The 16,153-nt window shown below is 35.9% G+C and carries 10 protein-coding genes; 1 reads left to right on the plus strand and 9 read right to left on the minus strand.

The genetic code is table 11. The features are described 5' to 3' along the window. Positions 1-28: 28 nt before the first annotated feature. The 8 genes from uvrA to E0I61_RS06230 form a co-directional block, all read right to left on the minus strand. Positions 29-2,860, minus strand: a complete 2,832-nt coding sequence (uvrA, locus tag E0I61_RS06195; protein ID WP_132070128.1) for an excinuclease ABC subunit UvrA — start codon at positions 2,858-2,860, stop codon at positions 29-31. A gap of 172 nt (positions 2,861-3,032) precedes the next feature. Next, positions 3,033-6,113, minus strand: coding sequence for a WD40/YVTN/BNR-like repeat-containing protein (locus tag E0I61_RS06200; RefSeq protein ID WP_132070130.1), 3,081 nt, complete (start codon positions 6,111-6,113; stop codon positions 3,033-3,035). Between the two features lie 152 nt (positions 6,114-6,265). Beyond that, a complete protein-coding gene (locus tag E0I61_RS06205) occupies positions 6,266-7,003 on the minus strand; it encodes a LolA-like protein (protein WP_131916065.1) in 738 nt (245 codons plus the stop codon). A 330-nt stretch (positions 7,004-7,333) separates the two neighbouring features. Beyond that, entirely contained in the window at positions 7,334-9,118 is a 1,785-nt protein-coding gene (locus E0I61_RS06210) for a chloride channel protein (RefSeq protein WP_131994054.1), read from the minus strand. A 36-nt stretch (positions 9,119-9,154) separates the two neighbouring features. After that, positions 9,155-9,829, minus strand: a complete 675-nt coding sequence (locus E0I61_RS06215) for a DNA alkylation repair protein (protein ID WP_132070131.1) — start codon at positions 9,827-9,829, stop codon at positions 9,155-9,157. Between the two features lie 82 nt (positions 9,830-9,911). Next, on the minus strand, positions 9,912-11,597 hold the full coding sequence (gene ggt / locus E0I61_RS06220) for a gamma-glutamyltransferase (protein ID WP_132070133.1): 1,686 nt from the start codon (positions 11,595-11,597) through the stop codon (positions 9,912-9,914). 15 nt (positions 11,598-11,612) lie between these two features. Continuing rightward, positions 11,613-13,298, minus strand: a complete 1,686-nt coding sequence (gene ggt / locus E0I61_RS06225; RefSeq protein WP_132070135.1) for a gamma-glutamyltransferase — start codon at positions 13,296-13,298, stop codon at positions 11,613-11,615. After that, on the minus strand, positions 13,295-13,879 hold the full coding sequence (locus tag E0I61_RS06230) for an acyl carrier protein phosphodiesterase (protein ID WP_132070137.1): 585 nt from the start codon (positions 13,877-13,879) through the stop codon (positions 13,295-13,297). Before E0I61_RS06230 ends, ggt (E0I61_RS06225) begins: the two co-directional genes overlap by 4 nt. Positions 13,880-13,998: 119 nt before the next feature. Here E0I61_RS06230 and glmM point away from each other — a divergent pair, with 119 nt between their 5' ends. Further along, entirely contained in the window at positions 13,999-15,387 is a 1,389-nt protein-coding gene (glmM, locus tag E0I61_RS06235) for a phosphoglucosamine mutase (protein WP_132070139.1), read from the plus strand. A gap of 110 nt (positions 15,388-15,497) precedes the next feature. Here the strand turns inward: glmM and E0I61_RS06240 are convergent, their stop codons facing one another. After that, on the minus strand, positions 15,498-16,064 hold the full coding sequence (locus E0I61_RS06240; RefSeq protein WP_132070141.1) for a PepSY domain-containing protein: 567 nt from the start codon (positions 16,062-16,064) through the stop codon (positions 15,498-15,500). Positions 16,065-16,153 lie beyond the last annotated feature (89 nt).

The following is a 16,153-nucleotide window of genomic DNA, read 5'->3' on the forward strand; positions in this document are numbered from 1 at the left end:
CCCTAACAGGGTTAAAATTCAACTTTTACTAAAGTAATTCTTTTTTCAAGAATTGCGCCGTATAGCTTTTCTTATTTTTTATAATTTCTTCCGGCGTTCCTTTCGCAATAAGCTGTCCGCCGCCTTTTCCGCCTTCGGGGCCAATGTCGATAATGTAATCGGCTAGTTTAATTACGTCCATATTGTGCTCAATAATCAATATCGTATTTCCTTTATCAACCAGTTTATTAATCACTTCCATCAATACTCTAATATCTTCAAAATGCAAGCCCGTAGTGGGTTCGTCCAGAATATAAAAGGTATTTCCGGTATCTTTTTTGGATAATTCCCCAGCCAGTTTGATGCGTTGTGCTTCGCCACCGGAAAGCGTCGTGCTTTGTTGTCCAAGTGTAATATATCCTAAACCAACATCCTGAATGGTTTTTACTTTTCTGTAAATCTTCGGAATCATTTCAAAAAACGGAACCGCTTCATCTACCGTCATATTCAACACATCAGAAATGGATTTTCCTTTGTATCGAATCTCCAATGTTTCTCTGTTAAAACGCTTCCCTTGGCAGGTTTCACATTCTACATACACATCAGGCAGGAAGTTCATTTCTATGGTTCGTACCCCTGAACCTTCACAGGTTTCGCAGCGTCCGCCTTTGACATTAAAACTGAATCGTCCCGCTTTATATCCCCGAATCATACTCTCGGAAGTCATCGTAAACAGATTTCTGATTTCAGTAAAAACTTCGGTATAAGTTGCCGGATTACTTCTTGGAGTTCTCCCAATCGGACTTTGGTCAATATCAATCACTTTATCGATATGTTCCAATCCTTCAATTTTTTTATACGGTTGTGGTTTTTTGACACCATTAAAATAATAGGCATTCAAAATAGGGTAGAGCGTTTCGTTAATTAAAGTCGATTTTCCACTTCCCGAAACTCCGGTCACACAAATCATTTTGCCCAAAGGCAATTCTATCGAAACATTTTTTAAGTTATTTCCTGTTGCTCCGGTTAGTTTTAGAAATTTTCCATTTCCTTCCCTACGTTTTGCCGGAACTTCAATTTTCATCTCGCCATTCATGTACATCGCCGTAATGGTATGATGTTTCAGGATTTCGGCAGGCGTTCCTTTACTGATAATTTCTCCACCGTATTTCCCTGCTTTTGGACCAATATCAATCACATAATCCGCACGTTCGATCATGTCTTTATCGTGTTCCACCACAATTACCGAGTTTCCAATATCGCGTAATTGTTCGAGGGAATGGATCAGTTTATCATTGTCTCTTTGGTGTAAACCAATACTAGGTTCATCCAAAATATACAAAACTCCCACCAACTGCGAACCAATTTGTGTTGCTAATCGAATGCGTTGCGCTTCGCCACCGGAAAGTGATTTTGAGCTTCGGCTTAAAGCCAAATAATCCAAACCGACATTCATCAGGAAGTTCAATCGATCCTTAATTTCTTTGATTACTTCAGTAGCGATACGCTTTTGTTTATCAGATAAATGATTTTCCAAATCTAAAAACCAAGCTGTCAAATCCGAAATATCCATATCACATAATTCGGTAATATTTTTTTCATTGATTTTAAAGAACATTGCTTCCTTTTTCAAACGGGAACCTTCACAAACAGGACATTTTATTTCGTCCATGAACTCCTTCGCCCAACGTTTTATAGTTGTTGAACCACTTTCGTCATGTTGATTTTTGATAAAATGGGATATCCCTTCAAAATCAATTTTATATTCTCGGGCAACGCCTAAATCTTTGGAGTTGATGGTGAATTTCTCTTTTCCGCCATTCAAAATCATTTCCATTGCTTCCTCAGGAATGGTTTCTATCGCATCAGTCAATTTGAAACCGTATTTTTCTCCTATGATTTCCAGTTGCTTAAAAATCCAAGAGCTTTTATATTCGCCTAAAGGAGCAAAACCACCCGCTTTAATGGATAATTTTGGGTTTGGAATAATCTTCTTTGGGTTAATTTCATTTACTGTTCCTAATCCGTTGCAATGATCACAGGCTCCTTTTGGGGAATTGAAAGAGAATAAATTAGGTTCGGGATTCTGGTATGAAATTCCCGTGGTTGGACACATCAGATTTCTACTGAAAAAACGAACTTCATTAGAGTCTTGATCTAAAACCATCAAAACATTCTCTCCGTGATGCATCGCGGTATTGATGCTTTCAGTCAAACGTTTTTCGTTATCTGGCGTATCTTCAATCACCATTCGATCCACAACAATTTCGATATCGTGTGTTTTGTAACGGTCTAATTTCATTCCCAAAGTAATATCCAGCACATCGCCGTTTATTCGAACTTTTAGGAAACCTTGCTTGGCAATTTGTTGAAAAAGTTCTGCATAATGTCCTTTTCGAGCCCGAATAACAGGCGCTAGAATATTGATGCGTTTCCCTGTAAAATCTTGAATAATCAAATCTTTGATTTGCTCATCAGAATAGGAAACCATTTTTTCGCCGGTATTGTAGCTGTACGCATCAGAACCACGCGCGTATAATAAACGCAGGAAATCATAAATCTCAGTGATAGTTCCCACGGTTGAACGAGGACTTTTGCTGGTCGTTTTTTGTTCAATAGCAATTACAGGTGAAAGTCCGTCGATTTTATCGACATCGGGACGTTCCAAGCCACCCAGAAATTGACGTGCATAAGCAGAAAAAGTTTCTACATAACGGCGTTGCCCTTCGGCATAAATGGTATCGAAAGCTAAGGAGGATTTTCCGGAACCAGAAAGACCGGTAATTACGACCAGTTTTTCACGAGGAATGGAAATATCTATGTTTTTTAGGTTGTGAACGCGAGCGCCTTGAACTTCAATGGTATTGTCTTTGTCTAACATAATTTTTGCAAAAAAGCAAAGTTACAATTTTGAGTTGTTCTTTTCACCCAACGGTTTGGAAGATTTTGTTAAAGATTCTTCTGAAATTAGATTTGCGCAAATAAAAAGTTCAACATATAAAAAAAGCGCCAACATAATTGTTAACGCTTTCTTTGAGAAATTTTGATAAATATTATTCGGTTATAAATTCATTAAAAGGCTTAAGCACGAAAGGAATATTACTTTCTTTTGCTTTCTTTTGATAAGATGCTTCGTGTTTTGACTTTAACGTTTTAAACTCGTTTATTGAATTGTCAAATCGTTGTTTTATCGCTTCCATATTCTCCAGTTGTGAAGGGGATGGTGCCGTAAAACTGCTGGCGATATTAGAATATAATTCTCCCAATTTTTCTCTTAATTGTGGCTCTGCTGCACCTACGTAGTTATCACCAGTTGTCACCACCAATTTTGCTTTTAAATTATCAAAAGCCGTTTTTATTTTGGTAGCTTCTTTGGTATATGCTTTGTCTTTTGCCATAAGTTCGGTCAGCAAACTATTAGTCTGATCAATTTCATATACCGTGTAGGCCAATTCCTCGTTCATGTTGAATAATACACGTGTAATTTTTCTTTCTTTTTGACGGTCTGTTGCAGAAATACTACTTTTAGGGTCGTTTACTACTTTTAGCATGTACGCGTAGGTTTCTTTTCCTTTTGTAAGGACCGCTTTGTAGTTCCCTTCGGCTACTCTTGGTGCTGTAAATCCATAATAGGAGAGCGTTTTTCCTGCTGCAATTTTAGGATTTTTCATGTTGTAATTCCAATTTACAACATTGATTCCTTTTTGTTTACCAGGTGTAAGAGTAGTTATTTTGTTGCCATTTTCATCTTGAATCTCAAGATCCATTTTCCCTAAAGTATGACGTTTTTTTAGGTAATAAATAATCTGGGCACTCGAAGATGGATTATTTCCAACAAATTCCAATTCGGTTGCCGTTGTTCCAAAACTGGACTGTTCTTCTATTACCGCTGGTTTTAAATCAAAGAAATGCAAGTCTTTATTTAATACTACCTGGTTAATTTGACGTAGCGGACTAATGTCGTCCAGAATAATTATTCCTCTTCCGTGGGTTGCCATAACCAAATCGTTGGTTTTCTTGTTTAGCTCCATGTAATGAATCGCTACTGATGGCATTTTGTTTGTAAAATGCGACCAATTGCTTCCACCATCAATAGTTATATATAATCCTTTTTCGGTTCCTAAAAATAATAAATTTTCATTTATATAGTCTTCCTGAATGTTGCGTACAAATCCGTCCACATCAGCCGTGATTATAGATTTCCAGGTTTTACCAAAATCTGTTGTTTTATAGGTGTATGGCGCATAATCGTTTTTGGTATGTCCTTCGAAAACGGCATAAGCTGTTCCTTCTCCAAAAACACTGGCTTCAATATGATAGCACCAAGTGTTTTTAGGCAATCCTGTGATGTTAGCCACAACATTTGTCCATGTTTTTCCGCCATCTTTTGTCACCTGTATGTTACCATCGTCACTTCCTGCCCAAATGATATTCTCGTTTAGCGGTGATTCTGCAATGGTGAAAAGCGTACAATGATTTTCGGCTCCTGAGTTATCTTTGGATAAACCACCTGAATTTTCCTGATTCATTTTTTTAGGATCATTTGTAGTTAAATCTGGTGATATTTTTGTCCAGGTGCGCCCCATATCTTCCGATTTATGAACAAATTGACTACCGACATAAAGGCGGTCAGTTTGTTTCTTGCTGACATCCATAGGAGTATTCCAGTTGAAACGTAGTTTAGGATCTCCTTTTACGGCAAGTGGCTGTATAGTAATAAGTTCTTGACTGTCAATATTGAAGCGCCAAACATTTTCGGCACCTTGCATTTCGCTATAAATAATGTTTTTGGATGGATGTTTCACTACTCTGAAGCCATCTCCATAACCTACGCGAGTCCAATCTCTTGCTTCAATGCCACCCGGACTTTTTGAAGGCCCATACCAAGAACCATTATCTTGCAATCCACCATATACATTATAAGGTTCATTATCGTCTATACTTACATGATAAAATTGGGAAACGGGTAAACTACTCACCATTTCCATGGTTGAGCCACCATCCCAGCTTCTATATACACCGCCATCGGTTCCAGAATACATGCGATTGCTGTCATTAATATCAAAAGTAACATCGTGAATGTCGCCATGCATGTTTCCTAAACTCTTAAAAGTCTTTCCGCCATCTCGGCTAATAGAACCCATTAATCCTGCTTTAACAACGATGTCAGCGTTTTTTGGATCTACCACAATTCTTGAAAAATAAAAAGGACGCACCACCAAACCAAAATCACTGTTTAAATGTTTCCATGTTGCGCCTGCATCATCGGAACGGTATAAGCCATTCTTATCACTTTTTTCAGTTTCAAGTACGGAATATAAAATATTTGAATTTGTAGGCGCAACGGCAATTGCGATTCTTCCTAATTTACCTTGAGGAAAACCATTGTGGATTTTGTTCCATGTTTTGCCACCATCAACTGATTTGTATAATGCAGATTGTGTTCCTCCAGAACTAAATGACCATCCCGTTCTACGGAATTCCCAAAAACTGGCATACATGATGTTAGTATTTTTTGGATCTATAATTAAATCGGAGCAACCAGTTTTTGCATCAACGTAAAATTCTTTTTTCCAAGTGGTTCCGCCGTCTGTCGTTTTATAAATACCTCTTTCTTCGCTATCTCCCCATAAGGCTCCTAATACACCCACCCATACCACATCACTGTTTTTTGGATCGATTACAATAGAACTGATACGATCAGATTTTGGCAATCCCATATTTTTCCAGTTCTGTCCTCCATCTGTAGATTTATAGATTCCGTCTCCTACGGATACGCTGTTTCGTGTCCAGGTTTCACCAGTTCCTACCCAAATATTCTGATCGGGTTTTGATGGGTCAATGGCTACACAACCGATAGACTGAATGTGCCCATCGAAAATTGGAGCGAATGAGGCTCCGCCATCATAACTTTTCCAGACACCACCACCAGCGGTAGCCGTATAGACTATTTTGTTATTAGTTGGGTGCATTTCCAAGTCGGTTATACGACCGCTCATCAACGCCGGACCAAGATGTCTTGCGGAAATGTCACCAAATAATTCTTTTCCTTTAAGGATTACTTTTTCTTGTGCATTAACTGCTGATGACGCAAAAAGAAGTAAAGTTGCTATTAATAGATTGGTTTTTTTCATATGTAGATAATATTTTTTTTATAGGAATATGTATGCACCATGAGGAAATATCTTTATACACAATTTGTGTTTTAAGAAACATGGCTATTTCATAAAAAGAGTTTAAAAAAAATCCCCAACGCAGGTTCAGGATTGATAGTTATAGCTTGATATTATTGCGCTGGAAAAGCAAAAGCGCTGTCAGCAACTGTAGGGTTTAAAGTTACTTTTTTAATTTTCATATCTTGTCCTCCCATATTCATTGAAAATGGAAAAAACACACCGTCAACTTCTTGATAATCACTCATTGTTGAAACCGATTTTTGACCTTTCATTGGGCCTTGTTTAATCTCTGTTTCTGTTGCTATTGCTAAGTAGTTTTCTGTGTCAAAATAGTAATAGGATATATCATCCATTTTTACACCATCAACAGTGACTGGTTTCTTTGTGAATTTTATCTTGAAGCATTCCGTACCTTCTTTAGTTTCTTTTCCTATAAATTCTGCGGCGTATCCTTTAGCTTTATAGTCTAACAATGCATCCGGAAAGTCGTTGTTGCTTAGAATAGCATTTGCCGTTGTCTCAGCATCACTTTTTTCCGCTTTCATCGTCATGAAATTAGTATTCCAAATGGTTTTACCGTCCGATGCCATTTGTGTGATTTCTTTTCCTTGTAAAGAAATTTTAACATACATCTTACCTCCAGCTAATTGTACCATTTCAACTGGAATTTCCATACCCTGAGCATTAATGCTCATTTCCATTTTAACACCTTTAAGGGGTTTTAATTTTTCTACACCTCCAATAGTTGTAAAGTATTTAGAGATAACTTCATCTGCACTTTGTGCAAAAACAGAAGTACTGACAATAGAAAATAAAAATGCAACGATTGATAATTTTAATGTTTTCATAATTTTTTGTTTGGTTTACTGTGTTAGTATAAATTTATTTTAAAAAGTTACAAGATGAAATGATATTCTTGTTAATTAATTTAGAGGTTATAATTATGTTTAAAGATATTAATTAATAAAGTATGAAATAAAAAAATATAATTATAACAGTATGTGATTGTTATGGATTCAGTCACATTTGATGTTTCTTCTAAAAAACACATTTTGATTTATTTTTTCGATAGAACAGTTTAGGAGTTTATGTTAAATTTAGGATACAAAAAAACGCCAACCTAAGTTAGCGTTTTCTATTATGGATGTGGATCAATAATATCATTTTTATATTAAAATCTATTCAATCGTCATCGATTTTAGTTTAGCTCTATAGGCCTCAAGTGCAAGAGATTTAGAAATAAAACCATAATATTTGCCCTCTTTTATTACCGGTAGAAAAACAACTTTCGCCTTTTCAAATTTATTCATAACAGTTTCCATACTATCCTCGGGGGATATTATTTCAACAGGCGGAATCATAACTTCCTTTATCAAAGTATATTTTACGCGATACGGATTGAAAATAATTTCTCTGATCGTATTAAAATGTACTATACCCACCATTTTTAGGTCTTTATCAACAACAGCAAAAATAACTTGATTGGAATGTGAAATTAAATCAACTAATTTTTCTAGATTTTCATCAGGCGAAACGGTTAAATAATCTGTTTGAATAATAGAATTAGTATCTAAAGTGGATAGTACGTTTGTATCTTTATTACTGGTAAAAGCATGTCCTTTTTTGGCTAAATTCTTTACATCCATAGAATGTTTTTCAAATCGTTTTGAAATCGCAAAACTAATGGAAGCCACAATCATCAAAGGAATCATCAAATTATACCCTCCGGTAATTTCAGCAATTAAGAATATCGCAGTCAAGGGAGCATGAAACAAACCACTTAAAATTCCTGCCATTCCAACTAATGTGAAATTACTTACTGGTAATTTAGTAAGTCCTGTCAGATTTAAAAATTTAGAGAAAAAGAAACCAACATATGAACCCAGAAATAGGGAAGGAGCAAAGTTTCCTCCGTTTCCACCACTTCCCAGAGTAATTCCAGTTGCAAAAACTTTCAGCATCATAGTCAAACCCACAAATACCAATAAAGCCCAACTATTGTCTCGAAAACCGCTAAATAATGTGTTTTCCAATAATTTCCCAGGATCATTTTCGGATAATGTTTTAATACTTTCGTATCCTTCGCCAAAAAGCGTTGGGAAAATAAAAATAAGAATGGCCAAAATCGAAGAACCAAACAATGCTTTTTTATAAGGTGATAATTTAAGTCTTGCGAAAAAATGTTCTACTTTTTGGAAATTACGGGAATAATAAACCGAAATAAATCCAGTAAACAAACCTAAAAGGATATAGAAAGCAATGTTATGATAATCAAAACTTTGTTGTTGTTTGAACGAAAGCAAAATTTCTTCATCTAATGCAATTACCGAAACTAAAGCACCTGTTGCAGCGGCAATCATAATGGGTGTAAATGCAGCAATACTCACATCAACAAGCAAAACTTCAATAGCAAATAAAACTCCGGCAATTGGCGCATTAAAGGCAGCGGCAATTCCTGCAGCAACACCACAACCTATAAGTAGCGTTCGGTCTTTATAACTTAACTTATATTTTTGGGCATAATTCGAACCAAAAGCAGCCCCGGTAATCACAATCGGACTTTCTAAACCAGCTGAACCTCCTAATCCAACAGTTAGCGAACTGGTTACAATTTGGGCATACATTTGTTTTTTTGGAATAATACTCGCTTTTTTGGCAACAGCATATAAAATTTGTGAAGTCCCTTTTTGAATTGTTCCTCCTAAAACTCTTTTGACAACAAAAACAGTAAGCAGAATACCAATTATAGGCAAAATACTATTGATGAAACCCAATTTTAAAATTCCACTGACATAAGTAGCAAAGGAAAATACCCAGTGCGCAAAAGTTTTCAAAACGATAACCGCAAAAGCGGCAGAGATACCAACTAAAACCGCAGATAAAAATATAAACTGCTTTGGAGTTAACATGGATTGCGCAAAAGCTATTATGGTTTCTAATTTCGAAATATATTTTTTGAACATGATACTTTTTAAAGGGAGTGCAAAATTACTATTATTTTAAGGGCAACAAATATTTTTCAATGCTTCTTTTCTACTTAATGGTTTTAAATTACTGTTTTCTACAAACTGTCTCACAATTTTAGGATTTGACTTTGCATATTCCCGTAACGACCAGCCAATTGCTTTTTGAATAAAAAATTCCTTAGAATGAGCCTGTTTTAAACATTGTGAAAATAAAAAATCAGCATTCGTTTTTTGTTTATAACCCAATTGAAATAAAATAGCACTTCGGTTCAACCACATATTCCCTGAATTAGAAAATCGTTTTATTACATTTTGGGCTTCCAATGGAAATTCCAATAGATATTCACCCAAAATGTATTTTGCAATCGTATCGACGCTGTCCCACCAAGAATTGTTGCCTATCAATTTTTCAATCAGTTGAATGTCTTCTTTTTTATAATTCCCCTTGAGTTCTTTTATCAAAATTTCAATCGCGCAATAATGAAATTCCCGTTCTTTTTTTGAATATAAAGCTACTGCAACTGTTCTAGCGTTTTCAGAAATCTCGTTTTTGTTTTCTTTCCAAATTTCTTTGAAAATGCGTCTTCGTTCCTCCGTTTTTATTCCAAAAAAAGGAAAGTTATTCTTCATGTATTTTGCCATAGCAAAAGCATTTTCCGGATTCTTATTTTGTTTAAAAGCTTTTTCTAAGACAAGTATAAAGTTCATAAATAGTAAATTTCAATGGCAAAATTCAATAACAATATCGATTTAAAATGCTTAACATGGTCAATAACCAGTAACTCATAACCTAAAATCCAACCGCTTTATCGTCTCCTCTAAAATCAGCGCCACCTTCGAGTTTTTTATTTGGTAAAACCAAAATGGCATCTACTTTTCCTATTACGGGTGTTGTTTTTTCATTAATGATGTATCCTTTTGATTTCAAGGTTTCAAAGGTTTTAGTATCGAATGTATTGGGTTCAAAAGTGATTAAATCCGGTAACCATTGGTGGTGAAAACGAGGTGCATTTACCGCTTCCTGCATACTCAAATGATACTCGTAAACATTTAATATCGTTTGCAATACCGATGTAATAATCGTAGAACCACCGGGAGAACCCACAACCATAAATAATTTTCCGTTTTTTTCTACAATAGTTGGAGTCATAGAACTCAACATTCGTTTTTGTGGCGCAATACTGTTGGCTTCATTTCCTACTAACCCAAACATATTGGGTTCACCTGGTTTGGCACTGAAATCATCCATTTCGTTGTTAAGGAAAAAGCCCAATTCATCACAATAATATTTGGAACCATAACCGTCGTTTAGTGTTGTAGTTGATGAAACCGCATTACCAAACTGATCCACAATTGAATAATGGGTAGTCTCTGTACTTTCATTATAATTTACTTTTCCTTCTTTTATATCTGAGGATAAAGTGGCTTTTTCAAAACTAAAATTCGACATTCTTTGTTTCAAATAATCATCAGCCATTAATGCTTTCAGGGGAATTTTTACAAAATCAGGATCGCCCAGATAATAACTTCTGTCTGCATAGGCCCTTCTTTCGGCTTCTACAATAACTTGAATGGCTTCCGTTGAATTCTGCCCCATTTTAGCCAGGTCGAAAGGTGCTATCATTTTGAATATTTCGGCCAGACATATTCCGCCACTGCTGGGTGGAGGCATAGAAATTACCTTTAAATCCTTGTAATCAAAAGTGAGTGGTGTTCTCCATTTGGCTTCGTATTTAGCCAAATCTTCCAAGCTGATTAGGGCTCCTTTTTCCTGAAGATATTTGACTAATATTTTAGCTGTTTCCCCTTTGTAAAATTCATCTCTGCCATTTTTTGAAATCCTTTTCAATGTAGCTGCCAGTGCAGGATATTTGATCACATCGTTTTCTTTGAAAGCAGTTGCAAATAGCGTTTTGTCACCATTTACTTTTATGATTTTCGCTCGATATGCAGCCAATCTATCTTCTTGTTTTTTGGTAACAATGACACCTCTTTCTGCTAATTCAATTACAGGCTTCAGAATTTCTTCGATAGGTAAAGAACCCAGCTTTTCATGAACAGCAAAAACGCCGGCTATCGTTCCAGGAACTCCAATAGCAAGAGGAGATTCAGTACTTTCTCCTTTTATAACATTTCCTTTTTCGTCAAGAAACATATCTTTTGTAGCTGCTAATGGCGCTTTTTCACGGTAATCCAAAGAACCAATTTCACCGTTTGCTTTTCGATAGACCATAAAACCACCACCGCCAAGATTTCCTGCAAACGGATAGGCTACTGCCAAAGCCAATTCGGTTGCAACCATCGCATCAAAAGCATTACCACCTTTTCTCATGATTTCAACTCCGATTTTGGAAGCTTCTTCTCGTGCTGAAACTACCATTGCTTTATCAGCAACTAGTCCAGTGGGTTGAACCATTACATTTTGGGTTTTACAACCAATAGAAAAAATACTCAATAGAATAATAATTTTTTTCATTCGAATACTATAAATTTAAAATCCAACGGCTTTATTATCACCTCTTTTATCTGCACCACCTTCCAATTTTCCATTTGGAAGAATCAAAACAGCATCGACTTCGCCGATAATTTCTTTGTTTTTTTCATTGATGATGTATCCTTTTTGCTTCAATTGTTCTAATACCTCTTTAGAGAAAGAATTCGGTTCAAAAGTAATTTCATCCGGTAACCATTGATGGTGAAAACGAGGTGCGTTTACAGCTTCTTGCATGCTCATGTCAAATTCATACACGTTTAGTATCGTTTGTAAAACCGAAGTGATAATGGTGGAGCCTCCCGGCGTACCCACAACCATAAAAAGTTTATCGTCTTTCTCGACAATCGTTGGCGTCATGGAACTCAACATTCGTTTTTCTGGAGCAATGTTGTTGGCTTCACTTCCAGTTAATCCATATAAGTTTGGAACTCCCGGTTTGGCACTGAAATCGTCCATTTGATTATTCAAAAAGAAACCCAATTCATCGCAATATATTTTAGAACCATAATTATCATTTAAAGTGGTCGTTGCCGAAACTGCATTTCCTGCTGCATCCACAATAGAATAATGAGTGGTTTGGTTGCTTTCATATCCTTTAATTGCTCCATGGGCAATATCCGAAGATTTAGAAGCTTTATCGAATGAAAAATCACTCATTCTTTTTTCTAAATAGGATGGGCTTACTAATTCTTTTATCGGAAGTTTTACAAAATCAGGATCACCCAAAAAATAATTCCTGTCGGCATAGGCTCTTCGTTCTGCTTCTGTAATTACTTGAATCGTTTTTACGCTGTTGTGTCCCATTTGTGAAAGGTTGAAAGGCTCAATCATTTTCATGATTTGATTCAGACAAATTCCGCCACTGCTGGGTGGAGACATCGAGGTGATTTTTAAATTTTTATATTGAAAGGTAATTGGAGTTCTCCATTTGGCATTATAACGGTTTAAATCTTCTAATGTAGCATTTCCGCCTTTTTTAGCAAGAAAAGAGATTAATTTTTGAGCAGTTTCTCCTTTGTAAAATTCATCCCGACCGTTTTTAGCAATTCTTTTTAATGTTGCTGCTAATGCGGTATATTTTATGGTATCATTTTCTTTATATGCTTTGGAAAACAAACTATTCTTACCATTGCTTTTTATAAAGGAAGCTCTATAATAAGCCAAACTTTCGACTTGAAATTTAGTGACAACAACACCTCTTTCTGCTAAGGCAATTACAGGTTTCAGAATTTCGCTTATGGGTAAAGAACCGTATTTTTCATGCACTTCAAATATTCCTGCAATGGTACCCGGAATTGCGGATGCCAAAGCGGTTGCTGTACTTTTTCCTTCTATTACATTTCCTTTTTCGTCCAGAAACATATCTTTTGACGCTGCCAAAGGCGCTTTTTCTCTGTAATCGATAGCACCCGTTTCGCCATTGGCTTTTCTGAAAACCATGAAACCGCCGCCACCAATATTTCCGGCCTGAGGATGTGAAACTGCCAAAGCCAGTTCAGTGGCAACCATGGCATCAAAAGCATTCCCGCCTTTTTTCATGATTTCAACTCCAATTTGCGAAGCTTCTTCACGAGCTGAAACTACCATGGCTTTTGAAGTTACTAAACCAGTTGGTTCAACAGTTTTTTCATTCGATTTGCAACCTAAAACGGCAAAGGCAAGTAGAAAAAGTATTTTTTTCATAAGGTGGTTATTTTAGTATTCGAAAATAGTATTAATTCTTGAAAGAAATCGGTGAACTCCTTTTCAAATTCCGGATAAAATTCTGAAAGTTCATGGGTAGCAAACCGCATTTTAGATTCGTTTTTGGTGCGTTGATCCATTTGCGTCAAAATTCGATTAATTCCTTCCACAGTTTGATAGCTCACCAGCCAATTTTGGTTAATCATGTATGGCATCATTCCCTTGGTCCTTTCTGAAAGATTGATATGGTTGTCCTGTAAAGATTGATAAAAGCGTGCTACAAAATCGTCTAGGTTTTCATCAGAATAAGTGTTCCAGTTTTTAGCTAAAAAATGATCGTAAAAAACATCTACAATTACACCGGCATAATGATGGTATTTCTCATGCAGTTTTTTGGTGCTTTTCCTAAAAATGGGATGCGCATCGGTAAAAGTATCAATGGCACGATGGAGAATGATTCCTTTTTGAATTTCTAAAGGATAACTTTCAAAATGTTTTCCACGAATCCCATCGGCCATGAAATTGCCAATTTTGATTAAATCGTTATCACCGGAAAGATAGATGTGTGCTAGAAAATTCATTCGCCTAATTTAGGAATTTAAATGATGAATTTTGAATTCTAAATGACTTTTATAAACCGTCAATTATTATATTTGCGGACAATTTAAAATTTATAATTCAAAAATTAAAATAATAATCAATGACTTTAATAAAATCAATATCAGGAATTCGTGGAACAATAGGAGGTAAAGTAGGTGATAACCTGACACCTGTTGATGCAGTTAAATTTGCTTCGGCGTATGGAACTTGGTTAAAAAAATATATTGGAAAAGAAAAAATCACTGTTGTTGTAGGTCGTGACGCTCGTATTTCGGGACCAATGATTCACAATTTGGTGGTAAACACTTTAATTGGTTTAGGAATTGATGTGATAGATTTGGGTTTATCAACTACGCCAACTGTTGAAGTGGCTGTTCCGTTAGAAAAAGCCGAAGGAGGAATTATCCTTACGGCTTCTCATAATCCAAAACAATGGAATGCCTTAAAATTATTGAATGAAAAAGGAGAATTCCTGAATGGTGCAGAAGGACTAAAAATTCTGGAAATTGCCGAAGCGGAAGCTTTTAATTTTTCGGATGTAGATGATTTAGGAACTATCATGATTAACGATGCGTACATGGATATTCATATTGATGAAGTCTTGAATTTACCTTTGGTAGATGTAGATGCAGTTAAAGCGGCTAAATTCAAAGTAGTGGTTGATGGTGTAAATTCATCAGGCGGAATTATTATTCCAAGATTATTGGAATTAATGGGCGTTGAAGTAGTCGAATTATACTGTGAACCAAACGGGCATTTTCCTCATAATCCAGAACCGTTAAAAGAACATTTGACTGATATTTCGGAATTGGTTGTCAAAGAGAAAGCTGATTTAGGAATCGTGGTTGATCCTGATGTAGATCGTTTGGCTTTCATTTGCGAAGACGGAGAAATGTTTGGAGAAGAATATACTTTGGTGGCTTGCGCCGATTATGTATTGAGTAAAACGCCAGGAAACACCGTTTCGAATATGTCGTCTTCCCGTGCTTTGCGTGATGTGACAAATATGCATAAAGGAAGCTATGAAGCCAGTGCAGTAGGTGAGGTGAATGTAGTGGAATTGATGAAAAAGAATAATGCTGTAATTGGGGGAGAAGGAAACGGAGGAATCATTTATCCCGAACTGCATTACGGACGTGATAGTTTGGTAGGAGTAGCCTTGTTTTTAACGCATTTGGCCAACAAAAAAATGACCGTTTCTGCTTTGCGTGCTTCGTATCCTGAATATTATATGAGCAAAAATAAAATCGAATTAACGCCACAAATTGATGTTGATGCGATTCTTGTTGCCATGACTGAGAAATACAAAAATGAAGATATTACCACTATTGACGGTGTGAAAATAGATTTTGCTGAAAATTGGGTTCACCTGAGAAAATCAAATACAGAACCGATTATTCGTATTTATACCGAAGCGGCTTCACAAGAAAAAGCAGACAGTCTGGCACTTAGAATTATTGATGAAATTAAAGCAGTAGCTGGATTATAAGAGAAGTCTAAAAGATTACATATTGCAAGCCTGTTCGATTAATTGAATAGGCTTGTTTTTTTCTAATGTACTGAAAAACAGAGAATATTTTTATAAGAATTACAGATTCGTTATTTTCGTTTCATTCTCTTTGGTCCATACCAGAGCCAGAACCCTGTGATGGAAAATATCAAAAGTGCCAGTCCCATGACGGTTGTGTAAACCAATTTAATGAGTCCATTGCCAGTCTTGAAATAATCGTCAAGAATTGATCCATCGTGTACCTTTTCAATAAAGTCAGACCGTCTTCTTTCAATATGTAATAATTGCCCTGTTGCCCCATCAAGTTGAATTCCCCAAAAGTTTTCGGCAAAAATAAATTTCACCATTCCTTTATCTTTTTTAATCTCAATTCGTTCTAGTTCCAGCGTTGATTCTTTTGAAACAGAGTCTAGTAAAATTTTGCAAGCGTTTTTGTGTAAACTGTCAATAGGAAGCCAGTCTTTTAAATGTATTGAAGTTCCTTGAAATGATTTTGATTGCAGCAACCCGCCACTATTTTTTTTCCAACCTAATAGAATTCCTGTCACGGAAACAAAAAAGAAAAAAATAAATAAAAAAGCTCCAGTTGTTCGGTGAATTTTCCTGAATACCCTGAGCAATTTGGCTTGTTGTTTCCTTTGATTATTTTCGGTCATTTTAATTTCTGTGTTTTGATTTCAGTATGGGCTAAGCTCTCCTTTACTTATGTATAGTTGCTTGTGTAAATCGAGGGCTATACCTTTTA

Source organism: Flavobacterium ranwuense, from assembly GCF_004349315.1.
GTDB lineage: Bacteria > Bacteroidota > Bacteroidia > Flavobacteriales > Flavobacteriaceae > Flavobacterium > Flavobacterium ranwuense.

Coding starts and splice junctions, on each gene's coding strand:
- uvrA (WP_132070128.1), bottom strand. CDS start 2,860: ATGTTAGACAAAGACAATACCATTGAAGTTCAAGGCGCTCGCGTTCAC.
- E0I61_RS06200 (WP_132070130.1), bottom strand. CDS start 6,113: ATGAAAAAAACCAATCTATTAATAGCAACTTTACTTCTTTTTGCGTCA.
- E0I61_RS06205 (WP_131916065.1), bottom strand. CDS start 7,003: ATGAAAACATTAAAATTATCAATCGTTGCATTTTTATTTTCTATTGTC.
- E0I61_RS06210 (WP_131994054.1), bottom strand. CDS start 9,118: ATGTTCAAAAAATATATTTCGAAATTAGAAACCATAATAGCTTTTGCG.
- E0I61_RS06215 (WP_132070131.1), bottom strand. CDS start 9,829: ATGAACTTTATACTTGTCTTAGAAAAAGCTTTTAAACAAAATAAGAAT.
- ggt (WP_132070133.1), bottom strand. CDS start 11,597: ATGAAAAAAATTATTATTCTATTGAGTATTTTTTCTATTGGTTGTAAA.
- ggt (WP_132070135.1), bottom strand. CDS start 13,298: ATGAAAAAAATACTTTTTCTACTTGCCTTTGCCGTTTTAGGTTGCAAA.
- E0I61_RS06230 (WP_132070137.1), bottom strand. CDS start 13,879: ATGAATTTTCTAGCACACATCTATCTTTCCGGTGATAACGATTTAATC.
- glmM (WP_132070139.1), top strand. CDS start 13,999: ATGACTTTAATAAAATCAATATCAGGAATTCGTGGAACAATAGGAGGT.
- E0I61_RS06240 (WP_132070141.1), bottom strand. CDS start 16,064: ATGACCGAAAATAATCAAAGGAAACAACAAGCCAAATTGCTCAGGGTA.